At 35.2% G+C, this 26,251-nt stretch carries 16 protein-coding genes; 13 read left to right on the top strand and 3 right to left on the bottom strand.

Annotation, left to right across the window (positions count from 1 at the left end):
• The first annotated feature begins 63 nt into the window (after window positions 1-63).
• Both LIZ98_RS07450 and LIZ98_RS07445 read left to right on the top strand, forming a co-directional pair.
• Complete coding sequence (locus LIZ98_RS07450; protein WP_227139313.1) at window positions 64-2,433, top strand: phosphoketolase family protein; 2,370 nt, start codon at window positions 64-66, stop codon at window positions 2,431-2,433.
• A 604-nt stretch (window positions 2,434-3,037) separates the two neighbouring features.
• Window positions 3,038-4,063, top strand: coding sequence for an AI-2E family transporter (locus LIZ98_RS07445; RefSeq protein ID WP_227139312.1), 1,026 nt, complete (start codon window positions 3,038-3,040; stop codon window positions 4,061-4,063).
• 58 nt (window positions 4,064-4,121) lie between these two features.
• On the opposite strand, the gene LIZ98_RS07440 is transcribed toward LIZ98_RS07445, so the two are convergent.
• On the bottom strand, window positions 4,122-4,397 hold the full coding sequence (locus LIZ98_RS07440) for a DUF6171 family protein (RefSeq protein WP_227092739.1): 276 nt from the start codon (window positions 4,395-4,397) through the stop codon (window positions 4,122-4,124).
• On the bottom strand, window positions 4,397-5,896 hold the full coding sequence (locus LIZ98_RS07435; RefSeq protein ID WP_227139311.1) for an alpha-N-arabinofuranosidase: 1,500 nt from the start codon (window positions 5,894-5,896) through the stop codon (window positions 4,397-4,399). Before LIZ98_RS07435 ends, LIZ98_RS07440 begins: the two co-directional genes overlap by 1 nt.
• A 531-nt stretch (window positions 5,897-6,427) precedes the next feature.
• On the opposite strand from LIZ98_RS07435, the gene LIZ98_RS07430 reads away from it, so the two are divergent.
• The 7 genes from LIZ98_RS07430 (at window position 6,428) to LIZ98_RS07400 (ending at window position 16,051) form a co-directional block, all read left to right on the top strand.
• The gene (locus LIZ98_RS07430; RefSeq protein ID WP_227139326.1) at window positions 6,428-7,540 is read left to right on the top strand and encodes a GntR family transcriptional regulator; all 1,113 of its coding nucleotides are present in this window, start codon (window positions 6,428-6,430) and stop codon (window positions 7,538-7,540) included.
• Between the two features lie 552 nt (window positions 7,541-8,092).
• Window positions 8,093-9,454 carry an ABC transporter substrate-binding protein gene (locus tag LIZ98_RS07425; protein ID WP_227139310.1) on the top strand — a complete coding sequence of 454 codons (1,362 nt, stop codon included), beginning with the start codon at window positions 8,093-8,095 and terminating at the stop codon, window positions 9,452-9,454.
• A gap of 67 nt (window positions 9,455-9,521) precedes the next feature.
• Entirely contained in the window at window positions 9,522-10,421 is a 900-nt protein-coding gene (locus LIZ98_RS07420) for a carbohydrate ABC transporter permease (RefSeq protein ID WP_227139309.1), read from the top strand.
• A 151-nt stretch (window positions 10,422-10,572) separates the two neighbouring features.
• Window positions 10,573-11,355, top strand: coding sequence for a carbohydrate ABC transporter permease (locus tag LIZ98_RS07415; protein WP_227139325.1), 783 nt, complete (start codon window positions 10,573-10,575; stop codon window positions 11,353-11,355).
• A gap of 270 nt (window positions 11,356-11,625) precedes the next feature.
• Window positions 11,626-12,225: a YesL family protein gene (locus LIZ98_RS07410; RefSeq protein ID WP_227139308.1), complete on the top strand. Its 600-nt coding sequence runs from the start codon at window positions 11,626-11,628 to the stop codon at window positions 12,223-12,225.
• A 230-nt stretch (window positions 12,226-12,455) separates the two neighbouring features.
• Entirely contained in the window at window positions 12,456-13,970 is a 1,515-nt protein-coding gene (gene arfA, locus LIZ98_RS07405) for an arabinosylfuranosidase ArfA (RefSeq protein ID WP_227139324.1), read from the top strand.
• 155 nt (window positions 13,971-14,125) lie between these two features.
• Window positions 14,126-16,051 carry a glycoside hydrolase family 127 protein gene (locus tag LIZ98_RS07400; RefSeq protein WP_227139307.1) on the top strand — a complete coding sequence of 642 codons (1,926 nt, stop codon included), beginning with the start codon at window positions 14,126-14,128 and terminating at the stop codon, window positions 16,049-16,051.
• Between the two features lie 297 nt (window positions 16,052-16,348).
• Here LIZ98_RS07400 and LIZ98_RS07395 read toward each other — a convergent pair whose 3' ends face one another.
• A complete protein-coding gene (locus LIZ98_RS07395) occupies window positions 16,349-19,846 on the bottom strand; it encodes a LamG-like jellyroll fold domain-containing protein (protein WP_227139306.1) in 3,498 nt (1,165 codons plus the stop codon).
• A 780-nt stretch (window positions 19,847-20,626) separates the two neighbouring features.
• On the opposite strand from LIZ98_RS07395, the gene LIZ98_RS07390 reads away from it, so the two are divergent.
• The 4 genes from LIZ98_RS07390 to LIZ98_RS07375 all read left to right on the top strand — a co-directional run bounded on the left by LIZ98_RS07390 (window position 20,627) and on the right by LIZ98_RS07375 (window position 25,480).
• Window positions 20,627-21,910: a glycoside hydrolase family 27 protein gene (locus LIZ98_RS07390; protein WP_227139305.1), complete on the top strand. Its 1,284-nt coding sequence runs from the start codon at window positions 20,627-20,629 to the stop codon at window positions 21,908-21,910.
• 83 nt (window positions 21,911-21,993) lie between these two features.
• A complete protein-coding gene (locus LIZ98_RS07385) occupies window positions 21,994-23,184 on the top strand; it encodes a sn-glycerol-1-phosphate dehydrogenase (RefSeq protein ID WP_227139304.1) in 1,191 nt (396 codons plus the stop codon).
• Window positions 23,185-23,225: 41 nt separating this feature from the next.
• On the top strand, window positions 23,226-24,392 hold the full coding sequence (locus tag LIZ98_RS07380) for a family 43 glycosylhydrolase (RefSeq protein WP_227093021.1): 1,167 nt from the start codon (window positions 23,226-23,228) through the stop codon (window positions 24,390-24,392).
• 809 nt (window positions 24,393-25,201) lie between these two features.
• The gene (locus LIZ98_RS07375) at window positions 25,202-25,480 is read left to right on the top strand and encodes a hypothetical protein (protein WP_227139303.1); all 279 of its coding nucleotides are present in this window, start codon (window positions 25,202-25,204) and stop codon (window positions 25,478-25,480) included.
• Window positions 25,481-26,251: the final 771 nt, after the last annotated feature.

The raw sequence follows: 26,251 nt of genomic DNA, 5'->3' as shown, positions 1-26,251 counted from the left end.
GGGTAGTTCATGGAGGATGTTTTGGGTAAAAAATATTGAATAGTTGTGAAGGGGTGAACAAAAATGACGATTGATTACTCGTCCAAAGAATATATAGCAAAAGTAGATGCATATTGGCGTGCCGCAAATTATATTTCAGTTGGTCAACTTTATTTGAAAGATAACCCGCTGTTAAAAGAACCGTTAAAGGCTTCTGATATTAAAGCAAAACCAATCGGTCACTGGGGCACCATTTCCGGACAAAACTTTATTTATGCCCATTTAAATCGAGTTATTAATAAATATGACTTAAACATGTTTTATATAGAAGGACCCGGACATGGCGGACAAGTCATGGTTTCCAATTCCTATCTTGATGGCAGTTACACGGAAATTTATCCGGAAATGACGCAAGATGTGGAAGGAATGAAAAAACTGTTCAAACAATTTTCATTCCCGGGCGGAGTGGCTTCCCATGCAGCACCGGAAACACCGGGATCGATTCATGAAGGCGGCGAATTAGGGTATTCTCTTTCCCACGGTGCCGGGGCTGTTCTTGATAACCCGGATTTAATTGCGGCTGTTGTTGTCGGTGATGGGGAAGCAGAAACCGGACCACTTGCAGCATCTTGGTTCTCCAACCGTTTTATCAACCCGATTCGTGACGGTGCGGTTTTACCAATCTTAAACTTGAACGGATTTAAAATTAGTAATCCGACCATTCTTTCTCGTATCGACAATGAGGAATTAGCGAAATATTTTGAAGGGATGGGTTGGGAACCTTATTTCGTTGAAGGTGAAGACCCTGCAGAAATGCATGTGAAAATGGCAGCAACACTTGATAAAGTTGTCGAAAAAATTAAAGCCATCCAAACAAATGCACGTGAAAATAGGGACCAAACACGTCCGATATGGCCAATGATTGTCTTTCGTGCACCAAAAGGTTGGACAGGCCCGAAAGAATGGGGTGGCGTGCCGATAGAAAATTCTTTCCGTGCTCACCAAGTGCCAATTCCAGTCGACCAAGACCATATGGAACATGCGGATGAGTTGGTAGAGTGGATGAAGAGTTATCGGCCGGAAGAATTATTTGATGAAAATGGGCGGTTAAAACCGGAAATCGCAGGAACAACACCAAAAGGCGATAAACGAATGGCCATGAACCCTGTCACAAATCCGGGTAAATTAATTAGAGATCTGCGTTTGCCGGATATTCGGGACTATGCAGTGGACAACTCTGTTCCGGGACAAGTAGAAAAACAAGATATGATTGTGTTAGGAGAATATTTGAAAGATGTCGTGAAATTAAACCGCGACAATCATAATTTCCGTATTTTTGGTCCGGATGAAACTGCATCAAATCGGTTGGCTCCTGTTTTTGAAGAAACGAAACGTCAATGGTTGGGGGAAATTGAAGAACCTCAAGATGAATACTTAAAATCTCATGGCCGGGTTATTGACTCACAGCTTTCCGAACACCAAGCGGAAGGGATGTTGGAAGGGTACGTATTAACTGGCCGTCACGGAATTTTTGTCAGCTATGAAGCATTTTTACGAGTGGTTGATTCCATGTTAACACAACATTTCAAATGGTTGCGGAAAGCCTCGGAACAACCATGGCGGACAGCTATTCCTTCCTTGAATGTCGTTGCAACTTCAACGGTATTCCAACAAGACCATAATGGCTACACCCACCAAGACCCGGGGATGCTTGGCCATTTAGCCGATAAAAAACCGGAATTTATCCGTGAATATTTACCTGCAGATGCCAATACATTACTTGCCGTCTTTCATAAAATTTTGAATGACCGGCAAAAAATTAACCTAGTGGTGTCATCCAAACATCCGCGGGCACAATGGTTCACGATGGATGAAGCAAAAGAATTGGTCGATAATGGATTGAAAATGATTGATTGGGCTAGTACGGATTTTGGTGATGAACCGGATGTAGTGATTGCTTCCAGTGGTACAGAACCGACCATAGAAAGTCTTGCTGCTATTTCTATTTTGCATAAAAAAATGCCGGAGTTAAAAATTCGTTACATCAATGTTGTGGATATTTTAAAATTAAGAAGTCAAACGTTGGATCCACGTGGCTTGTCGGATGAAGAGTTTGATATGTATTTCACAAAAAATAAACCGATTATTTTTGTCTTCCATGGGTATGAAGGTTTAGTAAAAGACTTATTCTTTGATCGTCATAACCACAATCTGCACGTGCATGGTTATCGTGAAAACGGCGATATTACCACACCGTTTGACATGCGTGTATTAAACCAAATGGACCGCTTTGATCTTGTGAAATCGGTCGTGAAAAACTTGCCAAATGCGGAAAAATATGCACATATCGTCCAAGAAATGAACGGCATGATTGCCAAACATAACCAATACATCCGCGACGAAGGAAGAGATTTACCTGAAGTAGAAAACTGGAAATGGGAAGGGTTAAAATAATCATTTTCAGTAATTTTTCGTCTGTACCCTAGGTGCCTGGATCATTTCAGGTACCTTTTTTTACCGATAATAAATAGCGGCAAAAGCCACAAATGCCGGGGAATTGATGTTAAATAGGAGTTAAAATTAATCGTTCTAAGTAATGTTTCGTTGTACATCGAGGTGCCTGATCATTTCAGGTGCCTTTTTTTACCGATAATAAATAGCGGCAAAAGGTCACGAATACCGGAAAATTGATGTTAGATAGGATTTAAAATTAATCGTTCTAAGTAATGTTTCGTTGTACATCCAGGTGCCTGAATCATTTCAGGTACCCTTTCTTTTTACTGATAATAAATACCGGTAAAAGTCACAAATACCGGGGAATGGTGTTAAATAAGAGTTAAAATAATCGTTTTCAGTAATTTTTCGATTTACATAAAGGCCCCTGAATCATTTTAGGTACCTTTTCTTTTATTAATAATAAATAACGACAAAAGTCACAAATGCCGGGGAATTTATGCTAAAATAATAAGGTGTATGAATGAATGAATGAATGTAATAATCAGAATATTAACAAGAATTTTGTAGATAAATAAAAATTTTTAGATAGGAAGAGTGATAAGTGGAAGAGGTATTTCGTTTTTTTCAGAAGACAGGTGTTAGGAGAGTTCTGATTTTTGCCATTCTGATTTTTGTTTTTTATATGCTTCGGAGTATTATCAATATTATTTTGTTAACGTTTATTTTTTCCTTCCTAATAAACGGTTTGGAGCGTTTCATCTCCAAGCGAATTCCATTGAATCGAAAAATTACGGTCTTGTTGCTCTATTCGCTTGTGGTTTCAGGTTTGACATATGGAGCGGTAAAATATTTACCAATTTTAGTTAGTGAAATATCACAATTGATCAATCAACTTACGGAATTTTATTCGAAACCAATAGAGACGGATAACCAAGTATTTAACTATGTGATCGCACTCATTCAAAAGTACGAAATCACGGACTATATCGGTGTAGGTGTTTCTTTCTTAGTAAAATCTTTGAATGATATTGGGACAATCGGCCTGCAAGTTCTGTTGGCATTAATTTTGAGCTTATTTTTCCTGTTGGAGAAAGAAAGAATCATTTCTTTTACCAGTCGTTTTAAAGAAAGTAAGATCAGCTCTTTTTATAACGAATTGGAATACTTCGGTGTGAGATTTATCGGGACATTTGGAAAAGTAATCGAAGCCCAATTTATGATCGCAACTGTTAACACAGTGATCACCACGTTCTGTCTGTGGCTATTCGATTTCCCACAATTATTTGCGCTCGCCATTATGGTATTTATTCTGGGACTGATTCCGGTAGCCGGTGTCATTATTTCATTAATTCCGCTAGCAATAATTGCCTACAGTATCGGCGGAGTAATGACAGTCATTTATGTGCTCATCATGGTCGCCGTCGTCCATGCCATTGAAGCTTATATTTTAAACCCAAAACTCATGTCATCAAAAACCAATCTACCGGTTTTTTACACTTTTATCATCTTGATTTTTGGGGAGCATTTCTTTGGTGTTTGGGGTCTGATTCTAGGCATACCAATCTTTGTATTTCTATTGGATGTATTGGGCGTTCGGACGGTGGATGTTGAGGAAAAAAGAAAATAAAAGAAAAACAACACAGTTGCAAAAATGGTAACTGTGTTGTTTTAGGTAAGGATAATATTTACACAAATACTTTTGCCACATTCCATCTTGACCCTGATGGATTTGGACAATTGTTGTCTATTAATCTGGCACGGTACTTCACAAGACAACCGCAATGCATACATGTTGTTCCATCCATTAGAGATGGACATGTTTTGCATTTTTCCAACCGTTCAATATATACATCTTTCGGAACCATTCGTTTTTTGTCAATATTTGCTTGATTTAACATTTCGTCGATCATCTCTTCAGTTACATTCAATTGATCCATGCAGCTTTTACATTGGCCACTCATTACTTTTCACCTTCATCTACACTAATAACAGCGACTGACATTGGCGGAAGTTTGACGGACAATTTTCCATTTTTTATTGTATAATTGTCAAATATAGCCGGTTTAACATAATCTGGGTGTTCAAATGTATTATGAGCATTCTTTTCATCGGCTGTTAGGATTGTACCGTTAATTGTTGCACGGTCGAGATTCATCCCTCTTAATTCAATAGAAAATTCCGTACCTTCAAGATGGTCGAGACATGCTAGATTAATATGAACCTTGTTATGACCATCTTTAGAAGCAGAGATACTTATTTTCGGCAAATGTTCATTTTTGGATTGATATTCTTCAAAATTGTTATCTACAGCTAAAGCCACTGCATCTTGGTTGACCTTAAACATATCAAAGACATGGTAAGTCGGAGTTAATAGCATCTTTTCTCCTTCCGTCAAAATCATTGCTTGAAGTACATTGATCGTCTGTGCAATATTTGCCATATGGACGCGGTCGGCATGATTATGGAAAATATTAAAATGTATAGCAGCAACTAGAGCGTCACGAATGGTGTTTTGCTGATATAAGAAGCCCGGATTCGTTCCGGGTTCTGGATCAAACCAAGTTCCCCATTCATCAATGATTAAACCAATTCTCTTTTCCGGATCATATTTGTCCATAATTGTTCCGTGTTTTTTAATTAATTCATCCATATATAGAGCTTTTTTCATAGTGATCGTCCACTCATCATCTGTAAATTCTGTAGAAGATCCTTTTCCAAGCCAAAAATCACCCGGTATTGTATAGTAGTGGAGACTTAATCCGTCCATTAACCAATGGGCATTTTTCATAACAACTTCTGTCCAGTTGTAATCATCTACATTTGCACCACCGGCAATTTTATAAATCCGATTATCACCGTAATTTCGGACAAATGTTTGATATCGTCGGTATAGATCGGCATAATATTCGGGACGCATATTTCCTCCACAGCCCCAACTTTCATTACCAACACCAAAATATTTCAACTTCCAAGGTTGTTCTCTACCATTTTCTTTACGCCAATTTGCCATTGGTGATTCGCCATCAAATGTCATGTATTCAACCCATTCCGACATTTCCTGAACGGTACCGCTTCCAACATTTCCACAAATATATGGTTCACAACCAAGCATTTCACAAAGCATCATGAATTCATGTGTACCAAAATGATTATTCTCGACTACACCACCCCAATGTGTGTTAATCATTCTTTTCCGATTTTCACGTGGACCAACACCATCTTTCCAGTGATACTCATCAGCAAAACAACCACCAGGCCAACGTAATACAGGTACCTTAATCTGCTTTAATGCTTTAAGTACATCATTGCGGATCCCATTGGTATTCGGAATAGGGGAATCTTCACCTACCCAGATTCCTTCATAAATTCCTCTTCCAAGATGTTCAGCAAAATGTCCGTATATGTGCCTAGTGATTTTGGATTTCTCTACGTCTGTGTTAATAATAATTTGATTGGTCATAGAAAAGCCTCCTTATTTACTGAATCCGGTTTCTTTTTGTGTAAAAATTTATTTAAGTGGATAAAATAGAATTCTATAAATCCTTAAATAAAAACACAAGGATTAGAAAAAAAATACATTAATAATATATTTAGATCATATTATACTTGTTCGTATATGTCAATAAGATCAAAACAGATAATACTATTACTAGAAAACCTAATAAAATAAATATTTCCTGGTGTTAATTAAAAGTATTATTTGATTGTACGTACAAATTATATTAAAATATTTATTGAAGAAGAAAAACAATTGGTCCGTTTTTCTGCAAGTGTATTTATAAAAAGCATTAATTTCATATGAGAAATAGTTTTTTGTTTAAATAATATATCCAAGTTGTCAATTCCGTGTATAATATTATCACTGTTTAGGATGTGGTGATATAGACGGCTGATCAAGGTGGTATACATATAAGAATTATATGCTATACTACATATGCATATAAGATTTTATAGATAAGGGGGGAGCTAGTTGAGTGAAACAAAATACAATATGGTAAAAAATTGGATTAAATCTAAGGTCTTTGATGGGACTTTTCAACCTAATCAAAAGATAAGTTCAGAAAGCGAATTGATGAAGCAGTTTAATGTTAGTAGGCACACTGTAAGATTGGCATTAGCTGATTTAGTGAATGAAGGTTTATTATATAAGGAACAAGGATCGGGTACATATGTCTCAGAACGTTCATTAAAAAAGAACCAAACTAATAGTGTAAGTAGTAAAAAAGTTGCGATTATTACTACATATATATCTGATTATATTTTTCCTTCTATAATACGCGGAGCAGAAAGTGTATTGAGTCAAGAAGGGTATCAAGTAACTTTATTTAGTACAAATAATAATCATGAAAGCGAAAAACGCATTTTAGAAACAGTAATTTCGCAAAATTTTGATGGTGTAATCGTAGAACCTACAAAAAGTGCAATTTCTAACCCTAATATAAACTACTATTTAAATTTAGAGGCTCTTAAGATCCCTTATATTATGATTAATGCTTTTTACGACGAATTGGAACCCATTAGTGTTACTTTAAATGATATGGAAGGTGGATATTTACAAACTGAGCATTTAATAAGGTTAGGTCATAGGAATATATTAGGATTTTTCAAAAATGATGATATGCAAGGTTTAAAACGTATGAAAGGGTATTTGAAAGCATATCGTGATTACGGCATTCCAATTATCCCTCAAAATATTATTACGTATAATACTAAATCCAAAGATAGTGCATTGCCACTAGAGCGGCTGGAAGACAGACTTTCAAACTCACCCGAAAAAATTACAGGGATTGTAAGTTATAACGACGAACTTGCAATGAGAATTTTGGAAGTGCTTCGACAAAAAAATCTTCAAATACCTGAAGATATCTCAATAGTTGGATTTGATGACTCCTTTTTATCTGAAGTATCAGAAGTGAAATTAACTACAATTAAGCATCCTAAAAGTGAACTGGGAGAAATGGCAGCAAAATTAATAATTTCATTAATTGAAATTAATAATGGACCGAAATCAACTGATTCAACTGCGGAATCATATGTGTTTGAACCAAGTTTAGTAATTAGAAACTCAACTAAAAAAATCAATGAGTTTGTTTGTTCAAAATAGAAACATAAGTAAATTTTCAAATCAAAAACCTATTTATAAGATATGTATGGCTTCGTGCCATGCATATTTTTAATTTTTAACTGATGCAAAATATAATTTTTCTAAAAGTTTTTGAATGGGACTGAGAACATGATTTCAAATCCATCCAAAAGTTGTACGAATGACTAAGAAACATCCAAGACAATATAGATTCCATAGTAGAAAAATACTTAAAGATTGAGTTGATACATCTGTGTTTTAATTGGATATTATAATAAAAAAATTGACAGACAATGGTTATAATTCGGGTTGGAAACTATCACTTAATACACAGGAAATAATCAGGAATTAATGTTTTAATAAATGGATTTTAATAATATACGTACATATTTTTTTTAAAAATCTACAACAAGTACGTACAAACCATTGACATATGAAAATCAGACACTTATAATATATTCATAAATGAAAGCGTTTCACCTTGTTGGAGGTGGTGATTGAATTTGGAGATAGTATTATTTATGTGTAAAGTCTAATGGTTGGTATTTAAAATATTGAATGGGGGCGAAGTTAATGAAGTTACGTAAAAAGTTATTTTCATATTTTGTTATTCTTTTGATGACTGTCCTAGTATTCGGTTGCTCTTCAAATTCATCCTCGAGTAAAGAAGACAAAAAGAAAGAAGAAACAAAGCCAGAGGTTACGACAGTTGGACCTGATGATGGTGCCAAATTGGACATGTGGTTATTTGTTGATTTACACCAACAGTTCTATACGGAAATGTTGAATAGATGGAATGATCAGCATCCGGATAAACAAATTCAAATTAAGTTTACAGTATATCCGTATGCAGATATGCATACGAAGCTTACTCTAGCAGTTCAATCAGGTGAGGGTATTCCGGACTTAGCTGATGTTGAGATTAGTCAGTTTCCTAACTATTTAGACGGAGAAGTACCATGGTTAAAATTGAATGATTATGTAGAACCGTATAAGGCTGACTTGGTGACATCCAGGTTAGATGCTTATGAAAAAGGCGGTAACTATTATGGTGTTCCAACACATGTTGGGGCAATGGTAATGTATTATAATACTGAAATTTTACAACAAAATGGTATTGATTATACACAAATTAAAACTTGGGATGATTTTACTGCAGCAGGTGAAAAGTTAAAAGAAGCAACGAATGGTGAAGTTTATATGACAACTGTAGATACTGGCGGTAGTGACTGGTTAACATTAGCCATGTCTGAATATGGGGAATCTTGGGTAAAAGACCCTGAAAATGCGAATGTACAGTTAAAATCTATAGAAAATATGCTTACCATGCAACAAGAATGGTTGGAAAAAGGTATTGCTGAAGTAACCCCGGGAGGGCAGATTGATACTGAGGAAGGTTATTCTACTGTTGTAAATGGAAAAGTAGCTGCTTTCCCTAAAGCCATTTGGTATATGTCTCGATTTACTGACTATATGCCGGAAATGTCTGGTAAATTTGCGATTGCACCAGCTCCTGTCTTTGAGGAGGGTCAACCTCGTTCAAATGGTGCAGGTGGTACCGGAACAGTGATTTACAAAGATTCAAAAAATGCTGAGTTAGCAGCAGAATTTATGACTTGGGCAAAATTGTCTGAAGAGGGCGGCGAACAAATTTGGAATATTCTTGGTTTTGATCCTGTAAATACGAAAGTTTGGACAAACCAAGCAGTGACGCATAACCCTGAGAATAAATATGTTAAATACTTTGTTAATAATCCATTCGATACATTATTGGAAATTCAAGATGAAGTCAATCTAATCAAAACAGTACCGATTACTACTACTATTAATGAAGTGTTTAATCTTACAACGTTAAATGAAATTCTAGAGAATGGTGCAGATGTTAAAGAAGCACTTAAAGCTGCACAGGAAGAAGTCGATTTTGAACAAGAATAAGTGAAGTGTTTAAGATTGCCTCAAAGAGGCAATCTTAAACACTCTTGGTAGAAAGGAGAGGAAAAAATTGAAAAAGATACAAGCTTTCTTATTCTCCCAGAAGATTGCACCCTATGTATTTGTATTACCGTTTATTATTAGTTTGGCTTTTTTCTGGATCTATCCAATGATATCGACAATTAGCATGAGTTTTCATAAAATCGGTAACGGCTACAGTGAATTTATTGGGCTGGCTAACTATGAAAAATTATTAGGAGATGGCGTTTTTCATACCGCTGTTAAAAATAGTGTCATTTATACGATTCTAACACTGGTTATTTTGATCCCTATACCGATGCTGTGTGCTTTTCTATTAAATTCTAAGAGTGTGTTAGGTAAAAGAGTTTATAAATCGATTTTATACTTGCCAGCATTAGTTTCAGTAGTTGTCGCAGGTATTTTGTTTAGATATATGTTTAGTGAAATGGATTCCGGTTTAATGAACCAAATTTTGAATTTCTTTGGTTTTGAATCACAAGAGTGGCTAAAAAACTGGGGAACAGGAATGTTTGCTTTACTTTTATTGGCAACCTGGAGATGGACTGGTGTAAATACTTTATATTTTGAGGCTGGATTGAGTTCTATTGATGAAGTACTTTATGAATCTGCAAAAGTAGATGGTGCTAACGCATGGCAAAGATTCTGGTACATCACTTTGCCGCTCTTAAAACCAACAAGAATTTATGTAACAACGATTAGTATATATGCAGGGCTTGCAATGTTCTTGGAAAGCTTCATGATTTACGGAAGCAATAACTCACCAAAAAATATCGGGTTGACAATTGTGGGTTATTTGTATAGACGTGGTATTGAAAAGAACGACCTGGGATATGCGTCTGCTGTAGGTTTAGTATTACTGATTGTAGCATTATCTATTAGTATGGTTTACTTACTGTCAAGCGGAATGTTTAAAAAGGAGGACAAATAGTATGAGCAAGAATAATACTAAGCCAAATCAACGTCCTTTATCTGACTCCTCTAACTTAGAAGTATCAACAACTCGAACAAAAATTGTAAATGACAAAAATAAGCGAAGTAATCCTTTAATTAAAGTACTAATAAACGGATTTTTCATTATTATGTGTGCTGCAGTAGCGGTTCCTTTTATCTCAGGATTATTTGCTTCTTTCCGTCCAGGTCAAATGTTAATAAGAAATGGATTAAATTTAAATCTGGATTTCGAAAATTGGTCATTGACAAACTATAGTTACTTATTTGATGGAAGTACAGGATACTTGGATTGGTATAAAAACAGCTTGATGATTACAGTTGTTTCTGTAATTTTGACTTTAATTATATGTTATTTTGTTGCATATGGTTTTGCCATGTATAACTTTAAATTTAAAAACATATTGTTTTTCCTCGTTATCGCAACAATGATGGTTCCGTTTGAAATATTGATGTTACCATTATATAAAGAAATGATCAGCTTTGGACTAATTGATACCTTTGCCGGGGTAATACTGCCTGGTTTAGTTAATGCATCAACAATTTTTTTCTTTAGACAATATCTTTCAGGCTTACCAAAAGAACTATTGGATGCTGGAAGAATTGACGGTAGTAGCGAGTATGGAATTTGTGTAAGAATTATCATGCCAATTTCAAAACCCGCATTTTCAGCAATGGCTATCCTAAGTGCAATGGGTGCATGGAATAGTATGTTATGGCCGTTAATTGTATTACGGTCAGCTGAAAAATTTACTTTACCAATTGGGCTTAATACTTTGTTAACCCCTTATGGTAACAACTATGATGTACTTGTTGCAGGATCCATGTTCTCCATTCTCCCATTATTCATTTTATACTTGATATTTAATAAGTACTTTGTAGAAGGTATGACAGCCGGAGCAGTAAAAGGATAAAAATTTATAACACAACTTGAAGTGAACTATCAAGTTCTTCGAAGTTAAAAAGCTGGTAAAGACAAGTGGACCTAATTCAGAGTATATTATCTAGGAATACTGGGAAATAAATAAAACAGAACAGATTGAAATTTTGATTTAAAGTGTGATCAATATTTTTATATTGAAAAGGTAAGAGCCACTTTTTATTATATTTTATCTAAAAATTCTATACTATTGAATGAAAAGTGGGTTGTAACGAAAGTTGTAATTGAGAGGAGGGGTTAACTAATGAAAATAAAATATGATTCTCCATTTTGGGATCGAATGGGAAAACTGTATTACATCATCGTATTGAATTTTATGTGGATATTGTTTAGTGTTCCATTAATTACAATAGGTCCCTCTACAGTAGCACTACATCATTGTATGTTTTATGTAATTAAAGGGAAAGAAATAAGTGTTTTTAAAGAGTTTTATCATGCTTTTAAGGAAAATTTTGTTCGGAATATGCTAATTGGGCTCATTGTTGCCGGTTTTGGATTTTTGCTTATTTTTTCACAAAATTTCTATATTGAAATGGCAACAAGTATATCACCAACAATTTATTATTTTTACATCTTCGTAGCATTCATATTTTTTATGTTTTTAGTATATATATTTCCGGTTTTGGATACTTTCGATGGAAATATTTTAGAATTACTAAGATTGTCACTATTTTTATCAATTAAAAATTTGCCAATGAGTATTCTAATGCTAATCATAGATTATTTTATAATTTATTTTTGTCAAATAGTGATACCGCTAGTGTTTATAGGAGCAGCCTTTATAGTTTTTGTTAACAACCGCATTTTCCTAAAAAGAGTCCTAAATAGTATGGTTAGCGAATAAAATGCATTTTTACAATGAAAATTGTATTTTGATTAAAGTAAAATATCAATTTATATATTTTGCCAAATAATAATGAAGAGTAACGGGGGATAGATGTAAAAAAATTGTTAAATAATATGCAGTTTAGTCCTAGAAAAACTTTCGTTTTTTGTTTTCGAAAAATACAACCATTCTATAACAAATTTATTGGAAATTGAAGTTAAAATTTTTGAAAGGGGAATTAATTGAAAATGTTTGAAAATAATTTAACGGCAAAGATGATTATAGATAAATCTTATAAAATATCGGATATTGATTCACGTATTTATGGTTCTTTTATCGAGCACTTAGGGCGTGCCGTTTATGGCGGTATTTATGATCCAGAGCATCCTTCCGCAGATATAAATGGATTTCGCCAGGATGTTGCTGAGCTAGTAAGACAATTACAAGTTCCGATTGTTCGTTACCCAGGTGGGAATATGGTGTCTGCTTACAATTGGGAAGATGGAATTGGACCAAAAGAAAAACGTCCAAAGAGATTGGAATTAGCATGGAATTCAATTGAAACAAATGAAGTAGGTACGAATGAATTTATTGAATGGGCAAAACTAGTAAATTCTGAAGTAATGATGGCTGTAAATCTTGGAACTCGTGGAATTGATGCAGCACGTAATTTGTTGGAGTACTGTAATCATCCCGGTAGTACCTATTGGAGTGATTTAAGAAAACAACATGGTTATAAAGAACCTCATAATATAAAAGTTTGGTGCTTAGGAAACGAAATGGACGGACCTTGGCAAATTGGTCATAAAACAGCATATGAATATGGAAGATTAGCTGCAGAAACAGCAAAAGCGATGAAAATTGTCGATCCAAGTATCGAACTCGTAAGTTGTGGTAGCTCAAATACAGCAATGCCGACATTCCCGGAATGGGAAGCCGTATCATTAGATCAGACATATGATTACGTGGATTATGTATCACTTCACACCTACTATGGAAATCGAGACAATGATACAGCGAATTTCTTAGCAAAATCATTAGATATGGATGAATTTATAAAAACGGTTATAGCAACTTGTGATTATATTAAAGCTAAGAAAAGAAGCAAGAAAACACTTCATTTGAGTTTTGATGAATGGAATGTTTGGTTCCATTCGAATGACCAGGATAAACAAATTGAACCTTGGACTGTGGCTCCTTCGCTTTTAGAAGATGTTTATAATTTTGAAGATGCATTACTTGTTGGAAGTATGCTAAATTCGTTAATAAATCATTCAGATCGAGTCAAAATTGCCTGCCTTGCACAATTAGTTAATGTCATTGCACCAATTATGACAGAGACTGGTGGTGGTGCTTGGAAACAAACCATTTTTTATCCATATTATTACTCATCTGTTTATGGACGTGGTAAAGCAATACATGCACTTGTAGATTCACCAAAATACGATACAAAAGAATTTACAGATGTTCCTTACCTAGATCAATCTGTCGTCTTTAATGAAGAGAAAGAAGAACTTGTTATTTTTGCAGTTAATCGAAGCTTAGATAGCCGATTAGTAGTTGATGTAGATGTAAGATCGTTTATAGGATACGATATTAAAGAACATATTGTACTTGTTAATGATGATCCTAAGGCGATTAACACACTTCAACATGAATCGGTAAAACCTCAAGAATATAACGAATCCTATATGGAAAATGGCAAGTTGTATCTTGTTCTTCCAAAAATGTCTTGGAATGTAATACGGCTAGGAAAAAAGTAATCCATTAATTTTGTAATTGGAGAATCTGAGGAAAGGAGACTGTCTTCTCTAATTCTCCAATTCTTACTTAAAAATTACAAATGGCGAATATCCACATAAAAGTCAGAAAGGATATTCATGGCAGGGGATGACGCTTAACTATAGGAGGGATTTAAGTGCTTTCTAATAATAATATAAAAATTACTGATCAATTTTGGCTGAATTATATTAATCTTGTAAAAACGGAAGTAATTCCTTACCAATGGAAGGCATTAAATGATCGATTACCTGATACTGAACCCAGCCACGCTATCGAAAACTTTCGTATCGCAGCTGGCGAAAAAGAAGGAAAGTTTTACGGTATGGTTTTTCAGGACAGCGATGTCGCTAAGTGGCTTGAAGCTGTTGCTTATATTTTAGAAGATGAGCCAAATGTCGAACTCGAAAAAACAGCAGATGAGGTAATTGATTTAATCGGAAGATCTCAGCAACCCGATGGTTATATTAATACTTATTATACTATTAAAGAGCCCGCTAAGAGATGGACAAATCTTAGAGATAATCATGAGTTGTATTGTGCAGGACATTTAATAGAGGCAGCTGTTGCTTATTATAAAACGACAGGAAAAAGAAGATTCTTGGACATTATGTGCAGATATGCTGATTATATTTATCATGTTTTTGGAAATGGCGTAGGACAAATCTCCGGATATCCGGGTCACCAAGAAATCGAATTAGCATTATTAAAATTATATGAAGTTACTAATGACGTTAAGTATTTAAATTTAAGTAAATATTTTATAGATCAACGTGGTAAGGAACCTCATTATTTTGATATTGAAAAAGAAAAACGAGGAGAAAAACTACCGTATTGGTATGAATATGGCTATAAATACAGTCAATCACACCTACCAGTAAAGGAACAGACTGAAGCTGTAGGACATGCTGTTAGAGCAGTTTACATGTATACTGCAATGGCGGATTTAGCAAAGAAAACAAAAGATGAACAATTAAAAGTTGTCTGCGAAAAATTATGGAACAATGTTACCCAAAAACAAATGTATATTACTGCCGGAATAGGATCGAGTGAATATGGTGAATCATTTACATTTGATTATGATCTCCCTAATGACACATCATATACGGAAACATGTGCATCCGTTGGTTTAGTATTTTGGGGAAGGAAAATGTTAGATTTGCAAATTGACAGGAAATATGCTGATGTAATGGAAAGAGCGTTATATAATGGAACCATTTCAGGGATGGATTTAGATGGAAAGAAATTTTTCTATGTTAACCCTTTAGAAGTATGGCCAAAAGCAAGTAAATTAGATCATAATAAAAAACATGTGAAACCTGTACGACAAAAGTGGTTTAATTGTGCTTGCTGTCCGCCAAACTTGGCTCGAATGATTGGTTCAATTGGACATTATGTTTATTCAAATGATAGTAGTAATATATTTACACATCTTTATATAGGTAATGATAGTGAGATAGTTTTAGAAAATCAAAAAGTACATTTATCACAGGAAACCAATTATCCTTGGACAGGAGAAGTAAAGATTACTGTTAATCCGGAACTGGAAAAAGAGTTTACAATAGCTTTCAGAATCCCCGGCTGGTGTGATCATGTAGTAGTAAAAGTTAATGGTGAAGAGATTAACTTAGAAGGAATAGTCAAGAAAGGATATGTATATCTTACGAGGATTTGGAATAAAGGAAATACTATCGAATTATCATTTGAAATGAAAGTTAAATGTATAAGAGCAAACCCTAAGGTCCGTGAAAATATTGGGAAGCTAGCACTGCAAAGAGGACCAATTATTTACTGTATTGAAGAGATAGATAATGGAGAAAATCTCCCAAGCATTTATTTAGCAAGAGATTCAGAATTAAGAGCTAAATATGAAGAAGATTTGCTTGGAGGCATTGTTACAATAACCGCAGATGCTTATCGTCTTAATGAAGAAACTTGGGGAGAGGAGCTGTATTTATCTCAACTACCTGAAAGAAAAAAAGTCGAAATAAAAGCGATTCCATATTATGCGTGGTGTAATCGTGATCCTGGTGAAATGTTAGTATGGATTAACGAAGAACAATAATCATTTTTATATGTTCTATGAAAGATAATTTTTGGGGAGCATTATAAATTAGTATTTTTCCGAAAGTAATTAAGATAGTGGAGGAAATGGAAATGAATTTTTGTTTGTCTAAATCATTATCGAACCGCTAGCTTTAATCAAGGAAAGTGAGGAAATTGCAGGACCTACTTTCCAAGTACATGTTTAAAGGCGAGTTTTTTATATGATATCTTGTTTTCCAATCAATATTTTAGTATTGAGACAGTTTTGACATAGAAACCCCCTTGTCCTAAATATGACAAAGGGGTTTTTATATATTTATTTTAAATTGCTTCTTTTTTTATTTAAAATAAAGAGTGCATTTCCACCAATGACCAGTAATAATAGGCCGATAGCAAACCAAGTATAATGGTTTGTGGCGGTTTCAGGCAAGGTTTCGCCCCTATTTTCCGATTGTACACCGGTTCCCGAATGATTATTTTGTATTCCTGTATTTACCGTCCCTAAATTTTGTGTGCCCGGACCTTGTTTTCCAGAATTATCGGTACCCTGGGTTGTTGATCCGTACTCATTGTTTCCTGGATCTCCACCACCCGGCTCGTCCGTTCCCGGTTCCTCTGCGTTTACAAAACTAGTATAATACTCATTTACTTCACTAGCAGAAAGAACTTTATTACTATAAACTCGTAGATCATCCATTAAACCATTAAAAGGAGTATCCCAGTAGTTTACGCCGAGAGCAAAGACAGCATCGGTTGTTGTAAAAATGTCAGGGAAGTTTGAGCCTGTATACATTGCTTTGCCATTTACATAGACCACAACTTCTCCGTTATTTACCGTTGCTGCAACATGTGTCCATTTATTTGTTGGTATTTGTATACCGGTCGCAGCATCGTACCAAGTTTTGCTACCTGACCATAGCATCGTATCTCCTTGACCCGGTCCAAACGGCACAAGGCTTATCCAATTATTTGTGTCCTTACTGCCAAAGAATGTCGTTGTGTATTGTGTAAGTTCTTTTGGATTTAACCAAATAGATATAGAATACGTATTGCTTGAAATCAATCCTTTAGGTAAAAGAACACCGGATTCTCCATTAAACACAGCAGCTTGTCCATCAACCCCTTTTTCAAAAGTAATGATTCCACCTGTTGTACTAATCAATTCACCGGTAATAGATCCAGCCTCGTTATTTCCTGTCGCATCACCTAAATTGTCTTCAAAATTATAATTGGCTGTTAATCCATCCGGGTTCTCATAAAGTGCTTGAACTTCATCAGCTGGAAGAACGACACCATCATAAACACGAACCTCATCCATTAATCCTTTAAAAGGTGTATCCCAGTAGTTAACACCTAATCCAAATATTGCATCAACGGTCGTAAATATATCAGGAAAGTTTGAATTAGAAAACTTTTCTTCTCCATTGATGTAGAATTTAGCTTCGCCCTCGTCATTCGTAAATACGAAATGGGTCCACTCGCCAGTTGGAATTATTGAATCAGATACGGCATCATACCACCGATCACCGTTATGCGACCATACCTTCGTAACACCATGTGCATTTGGTACAAGACTAATCCAATTGTTTTCTGTTCTGGCACCGAAGAATGTCGTTGTAAATTGCGTAATTTCTTCTGGTTTAACCCAAAGAGATATAGAATATTTGTCACTGGCAATTAAACCGTCTGGCAATTTTAGCCCGGATTTACCATTAAATTTAGCTGATTGACCAACTACACCATCTTCAAATGTAATTTCTCCTCCGGTGTTATTTAGTCGATCACCTGTTACAGTTGCATCAGCCTGTTTTCCCGAGCGATCTGCTAAGTCATTACTGAAGTCATAGTAAGCAGATAAACCCCCTTGTTGCTCCGCAGGTACTTTAACTGTTAATGTTAATATCTCAGTAACCTCACCTAAAGTGATTTTGGCGGTCAACTCTACACTAGCGTCTTCAGATCCAAATTGCGGTCTATTCACAACACCACTATTTGATATTACATTAGGATTTGATGATTCCCAAGAAATTTTTGCTCCTTGTGTTGCTAAAGTGGGTAAAGTTATGTTTTTAATAACATTAGCAGGAATCGTTTCACTTAATTCTTGTTTAACGTTAGCAATAACTTCTTGAATTGGTTTACTTTCAACATGGCTTCCCCAGATAACAACACCGTCCCCCGACATGGCACTGAAGGTCATTACCCATTTCTTTGAAGTAGGATCATACTGACGAATAAAAACACCGTCATATGTTGCGCCGTCAACAATTAATTCTACTCGATAACCATCATATAGCTTCCATGTACCTGTTACAGCACCAGAAACAGTATGATCTCCATTAAGTTTAATCCAAGTAGATGCAGTTAATTCACTAGTAATTTCTTTTCCATGATTGATATACTTATAATCACCAAGTATATCAGTTTCTGAAACTGCCTTAATTGTTTCACCGGCATATTGGTATGTGGTAGGAACTGGCCAACCATCACTATTTTTAAATGTTTGGTGTACGCGAACTTGGTGCATCTCTCCTTGCTCTGGGAAACGTGTATGTGTTACGATGAACTCTTTACCAAGTTCCTTTTCAATTAAATAAGAGTTATGACCTGGAGACAAGTAACCGGTACCAATTCCAGTACCTTCTTCACCAAGATCTCTTTTAAACAAGAAATTCCCCATCATTTTATTGCCAATCTCTTTATGATCATCGTTTCCAGGGAAATTTCCTACACCAAGGTCAAAGATTTCAGGAAATACGGCTGGATTTCCTGTAGCATCTTCATACGGTCCAGTAATATTTTTTGATCTAAACTGTCTTATTTGATAACCGCCGTCAGAAGCTAGTCCACCATAAGTAATATAAAGGTAATAGTAATCGGTTTCTTTATCATAAACAGCATATGTTCCCTCCGCAGATCTGCCGTATCCTGCAGCAATCTTTGTACCGAAATAGCGATCTATCATTCTGCCGTCGGACGTTTCCCCATCTTCACCTGGATAAATTGGTACACCGGTTTTTTTATCTAATGGTAAAACATAAGTACCGCCGGACCATGAACCATATGTCATCCAAAGATCACCGTTTTCATCAGTGACAATATTTGCATCAATTGCATTTGGGTAAAGTTTATTATTATAGTTTCCTATATTGCTACTAGTAAACCAATTTGGGTTTGGCTCATCAAAAACACCATTCTTAATAAGCTCGGGTATATTTGTATTTTCCCAATGTTTATTTATATCACTGTTGTTGTCATAAGCTTCGTAATTCGTAAATCCAGAGTACATAATGGTGTTTCGATATTCGTAAGGTCCTTCAATATTTTTCGATACTGCAATACCAATTGCAGATCGAATATAGGTAGACGACACACTATAATAAATCATATAGGCACCAGTCGCACCATCTTCCCAAACATAGTCTTTGTTCCAGATAATATCCGGTGCCCAAACCGAAAACCCTCCTTTACTATCAGAATCATCTTCTCCAGCCCATTTAAATGATTCAACAAGATTTTCAGATAAGTTTCCGTAAATTGGGTTATTTTCAGGCGTTTGATATTCCTTTTCTACAAGAGGTACCCAATTTATTAAATCCGTAGATTTAGCTGCAGCAATATGTGAGCCGAATACGTAGTAAGCACCATTATCTGCTTTTATAATAGAAGGATCATGTACAGAAACACGTTGAAATTTTATTGGCTCTTTCGTACTGGCTTGCACATTTTCTTGCTGATAGGTAAAGTTGTTGCCTGGTGTTAGTAAGATTACCATTAGAAAAACCATAGAGCATTTTTTGATAAATCCCTTCATTTACATTCTACTCCTTTCAATATATTTGAATTGTAAACGCATACAAGATGTTTTGAAATTTTCTATTGTATGCAAAATGCTTAACGATAAGAATTATACGTGACGCTCAGAACAAAAATAATGCTCTACTTGTATTATTGTTATACGGGTTGAAAAGTTAAAATTTCCTTATGCAGATATAACATTTTTATTAATACTTATACGTAACTATTTTCCCGAATTTATTCTAAAGATATTTGTTTTTTCTTCTTTGTTAAAATACGTACTTACTTGTATTGTTTATAATATTAACAATGCTAAAACTGTAATACTGGACATTTACCAAAAAATCAGGTATAAAGCTTTTTATACGAATTTATTACTTGTACTTACATATTATATAAATTTAGATGTTTCGAAAGATAAATTAATAAATCCAATTAATAATCTAATTATATATTTATACGTATATCTATTGCAAGATATATGTTATTTTTTATAAATCTGTTGTGTTAGCAAAAATATTATGAAATAAAGCCCTTCCTTGAGTTGCATGTAAAAATATTAGGTTGACAGAAATCTTCTTAAAAAATATACTTATAATGTACGTATAAGATAAAGTTATTATTGAATGATTATCTATATACATACGTATAACTAGATTAAAATTATAAGTGGAAACTTCTAATCTTGTAAGCGTTTTGAATAACTGTGAAATCTGGAAAAAAGTCAAATGAACGAACAGAAATCCAATGAATATGGTTACAAGTCGTGAATTTCTTCCAACAGGGAGACGATACCATGAAACACCATCAATATGCATCGACGCCACCAATGGGTTGGAATAGCTGGGATTGTTACGGTGCTGCAGTAACAGAGGAAGAAGTACGAGGAAATGCGGAATATATGCAGCAACATTTAAAACAGTATGGTTGGGAATATGTTGTTGTTGATATCCAATGGTATGAATCAGGAGCAGAGTCATCTTTGTATCGACCGTTTGTTCCGTTAGAAATGGATGAATTTTCACGCTTAATTCCGGCTGTCAACCGGTTCCCATCAGCAGCAGAAGGAAAAGGGTTCAAACCACTTGCTGATTTTATCCATCGTTTAGGATTAAAATTTGGTATCCATATTATGCGGGGAATTCCAAGACAAGCTGTTCATCAAAATACGCCAATTCTGGGTACGACAGTGAGAGCAAGAGAAATTGCCGGCACAAACTCAATTTGCCCTTGGAATACAGATATGTATGGTGTCGATTCAACAAAAGACGGGGCACAAGCATACTATAATTCCTTATTTCAACTATATGCAGAATGGGGAGTAGATTTCGTAAAAGTAGATGATATTGCCGATTCAAAATTATATAGTACACACACGGAAGAAATAAAAATGATCAGAAAAGCAATTGATCAATGTGGTCGTCCCATGGTTCTTAGCTTATCTCCCGGCCCGGCACCACTTGAACAGGCAAGCTTATTTATAGAAAACGCAAATATGTGGCGAATGACAGATGATTTTTGGGATATTTGGCCACATTTATATAATATGTTCGAACGTTGTTATAAATGGAGTAAGTTGGTTGGACCGGGTTGCTGGCCGGATGCAGATATGTTGCCCCTAGGCCATATAGGAATTCGTTCGGTTGATGGAGGAGCATCAGACCGCTATACTCGATTCACAAAAGCAGAACAACGTACAATGATGACTTTATGGACAATATTCAAATCGCCGCTGATGTTTGGTGGTGAGCTTCGTGATAATGATGAATGGACATTATCGTTGTTAACAAATGAAGAAGTGCTTCATGTTCATAAATATGGTTTGTGTCCCCGTCAAGTTTATCGAGAAATAGATAAAGTGGTTTGGACATCTATTGATCGGGAAAATAATCAATATGTAGCACTTTTTAATATTGGTGAAGAGAAAACTACAGTAACGGTTTCATTGGAAGAATTAGAATGCGAAGGACCAAAAAAGTTAAGAAATATTTGGGAAAAACAAGATTTAGGTATCGTTGACAACAAACTCGAATTTGAACTGGAGGCACATGCATCTATCTTTATAAAACTGTTAAATTAATTTATAACCGGTGAGGTTTACCTTTGAAGCTGTTTATAACAAAGCTTTTAAAGGTAAACTTGCCATTTGGAGGCATCAGGAAAATGAATATCTTATCAGAAATTAGTCAATTAGCAAAAGATCTGGAAGTCGATTTTCAAATTCCGGAAATATATATCGAACCTGGAGCGTTGAAAAGAATAAATAGCTATATTTTGACAAATAGATGGGATAAAATTGTTCTCGTTTATGATGAAAATACGTATCGAGCCGCAGGACAACGATTGGAAGAATTTTTAAAAAAAGATTCTTTGACCACCCAAGGTATCAAGTTAATCTCTAACGAAAACGACCAAGTGATAGCCGATGAGAAAAGTCTTGTTCAAGTTCTCATTGAAACACCTAATGATGCGGATGTAATAATTGCGGTCGGATCCGGGACCATTCATGATATTGTCAGATTTGCCGGTCATAAAATGAATATTCCTTTTATTTCGGTGCCAACTGCTGCATCGGTAGACGGATTTACATCAAAAGGTGCCCCGTTAATTTTGCGTGGGGTAAAACAAACCATTCAAACCGCTGCACCGATTGCCGTTTTTGCTGATATAGACGTTATAAAAGCAGCCCCTAGAGAAATGGCAGCAGCCGGATTTGGGGATATATTAGGTAAATATACTTCTCTATTAGATTGGGAAATTTCTAAGCTAGTTGGCAATGAACCTTTCCATGAAGGAGCAGCATCATTGACACGGAAAGCACTTGAGACTTGTGTGGAATATGTTGAGGAAATAAGTAATGCAGATGAAAAAGGAATAACGATTTTAATGAATGCATTAATAGAATCAGGACTTGTTATGCAAATATTAGATTACTCTCGACCTGCTTCCGGAGCCGAGCATCATCTATCTCATTATTGGGAAATGTATCTTTTAAAAACGAACCAAAAGCAACTGTTACATGGTGCAAAAGTTGGGGTAGCAACAACAATGATTGTAGAATTGTATAAGAAAAATTGGAAAAAACTACTACGCTCAGAAAGAATTAAAAACACAGTTTATGGAAACGGCATTGAGCAATACGGGGAGTATATTTTTTCAGTTATTGAAAAATTGCCTTCTCCGGACGAATTAAAAAAACTGTTGGAAAAAGTAGGGGGACCAACAACAGTTGAAGAGCTTGGTATTCCACAAGAAATCGTTATTGAAAGTTTAAATGAGGCCCACCATTTACGTGACCGTTGTACCGGATTGCTTTTATTAAATCAAATAAAAGAGACGCCAATACGGTTGTAAAACAGTAGATGAAAGAAACCAAGACGAAAGGAAAGTATTTTATGAAGATAGTAAATATTTCTGTACCTGTAGTCCACACAACCATTGGAAAAATACCGAAATTACCGGGTGCTGTAGAAGTTGAATTGGAAAACGGGGCAAGGGGAAATGTTAAAGTGGAGTGGGGGGAATTAGCCAAGGAACAAGTTTCAACCCCTGGAGAAATTGAAGTCACAGGAAAAATTATCTCTCGTGAATATCCGGACCCGTTGGTTGAACAAAGAGCAGATCCGTATATTTTAAAGCATACAGACGGCTATTATTACTTCACCGGATCCTATCCGTTATACGATCGCATTATCCTAAGAAGAGCCAAGACCATCTCTGAATTGCCTGCAGCCGAAGAAGTAGTAATCTGGGAAAAACATGAATCAGGAATTATGTCAGAACATATTTGGGCACCGGAATTACATTATATTAATGAAAAATGGTATATTTACTTTGCTGCCGGTGAACGGGATGATGTTTGGGCTATCAGACCGTATGTGTTGGAATGTGGAGATGAAAATCCGTTAACTGGAAAATGGGTAGAAAAAGGGCAAATTAATACGAACTTTCAAAGCTTTTCATTAGATGCAACTACTTTTGAACATAACGGAATTCGATATTTAATTTGGGCGCAAAAGGTTGATAATGATACAATCTCCAATTTGTATATAGCAAAAATGAGTAACCCTTGGACGATTGAAGGGAAACAAGTCCTGCTGTCCACCCCGGAATACGAATGGGAGTACCAAGGCTTCTACGTCAATGAAGGTCCTGCGGTGATTAAGCGAAATGGTTATATATTTGTTGCTTATTCAGCAAGTGCGACAGATGATCGATATGCAGTAGGGCTATTATCTGCAAAAGAAGACAGTGATTTGCTTAACCCTGCATCATGGACAAAATCCAAAGAACCCGTATTTGTAACAAGCGAAGAAACGAAACAGTATGGTCCGGGACATAATAGTTTCACAGTGACGGAAGATGGGTCTTCCGACTTGATTGTTTACCATGCCCGTCCGTATAAAGAAATTGTCGGAAATTCATTATATGATTATAATCGGCATGCTCGAGTACAAAGAATTTTTTGGAATAGTGATGGCACCCCATATTTTGGTATTCCGGGTTATTACTTTAACGAATCTCAAGTGAATCTAAAAATTAAAATCATAGTTGGTTCTTAAAACTTTATTGTTTGGGAAAGGGGCTGTCCTAAAAGTACAACTTCTAAAATTTTATTGTTAAAAGAATAATTTTGATTGGTTTTCGTTTCGGTGACGGACGCTTTCGGCGGGCACGGCCTCAGCTGCTTCGTCGCTCGTTTCCTCGCTCCTGCTCACTTCTGGCTCGTGTGACTGTCGCTATCGCTTTCGTTATAAAAGCTTTCGCTGTTCCCGCAGGACTTTGAATAGGCTTCCTCGAAAAATGCTAATCGCACGAAGGAAAATGCGACTAGCATTTTTCGGGGGAGTCGCCGCCACCCTCACTTCAATTAGCCTATACAAATTGGATCAATTTTGACTTTCTGGACAGCCCTTTCCCTTTTGGATGCTGAATGCAAATCATCGACATTTTTGGGTACCTAGTGTTGAAACTGTGTCATTTAAAAATTGGTCGCCCATTAATGCCTAAGCACCTACTAAAGAAAAGTAACTCGCTACAGTAGAAAAACAGACAACTAAGAAAAAAAGTGATAACTTCAAGATAGAAGATAAGTTTTAATCTATTTATGATTATGAGTATACTTAAGTATTAAGAAGAGCTTTAATATAATATTACATTCATGTCAAAATCCACTTGCTTTAACGGGATTATCGTCAAATTTGAACTTATAAAAATGGTGCTTTTCGGTTGTTTCATTCTCCTGAAATGTAAGTAAATGAGCTAGGATATTCGAGAGTAAATATAGTTGAGGGAAAGAAGGGAAAATTTGAGTATTTGATTACTTCCTTGATAATCTAAATGTGATGTAATTTTGCTGTGGTGATGTTAAATGAAAACGTTAAGTAAGAATACAAAGCAAGAATTATTTAAGGCACTTAATGGAAAACAATCAGGCGTTTTTGTTATAGATGGGAAATTAGTATCCATTGAAGTTGAAAATAATGAAATTACTTTCCGAAATAATGATTTAAAAGATCTCTCCCAAGAGATTGACGAATATCCAGAGCTAAAAGAATCCTTGTCTAGATATTTAGCTAACCCAGGTATGAAAAAAAGATATACTGTAAGTGAGTTGAAATCAAGGCGAAATGAACAAAGAAGAAAATAAAGAATATCAGGTATTCTTTACTCAAGAATTTGAAATCTGTTTGAATTATATTCAACTATTTTTTTCTGAGCAGGGAGAAGAACCCTTGCAATGGTAGTATTTAAAGGAAGAAGAAATTATTGATTATCTAGAAACTCATTTATCGAAAAATCCTTTTATGGGCAGGTAAGTTGAGACGGGTAGCTTTATAGGTTTTAAGAAGAATCATCTACGGGAAAAGCAAACATATTATGTTGAACTATTTAATTTATTATGTAATTCATGAAAAGGATGGATACATTGATGTTATTAATATCCTACCTTCTCGATCAAAGCGTAAACGTATAAATAAATAAGTAAAATTGAAGGCGGTACTATTTTCTTTATTCCCTCAAAAGCATCATAAGATATGAAAATCTATTGTATTTATCGACTCATTAGAGTAAAGGGTTTTTTTGTGCTCAAAATATGGAAATTAAAGTTGGAATAGAGGAAAATTCTGCTTACCTGTAATTGTTACAATATTTCTCTAAAATTATTATTTGACATTTTTAGTAAAGCAGGACGACTAAACGATCTAGCTTGATATCCAAAAGTTGCCCGGATTACTGAGCTAAAAGGGTTTTCCCAGTTTCAACAGTCAATTTACTCCTTTCCTAACTGTTCCTTCAAGATTGCCAATTCCTCCAAAAATTTGTTAGTATAATAAACAAACTAATAATATAATTATTTTATAACTCAACTTTCGCAGACTGAAATTGGCAAATAAGCCTTGATATAGCTAGGAAGGTT

This window comes from Caldibacillus sp. 210928-DFI.2.18 (assembly GCF_020554505.1).
Taxonomy (GTDB): domain Bacteria; phylum Bacillota; class Bacilli; order Bacillales; family Caldibacillaceae; genus Caldifermentibacillus; species Caldifermentibacillus hisashii.
This window is presented reverse-complemented; position numbering and strand designations above follow the sequence as displayed.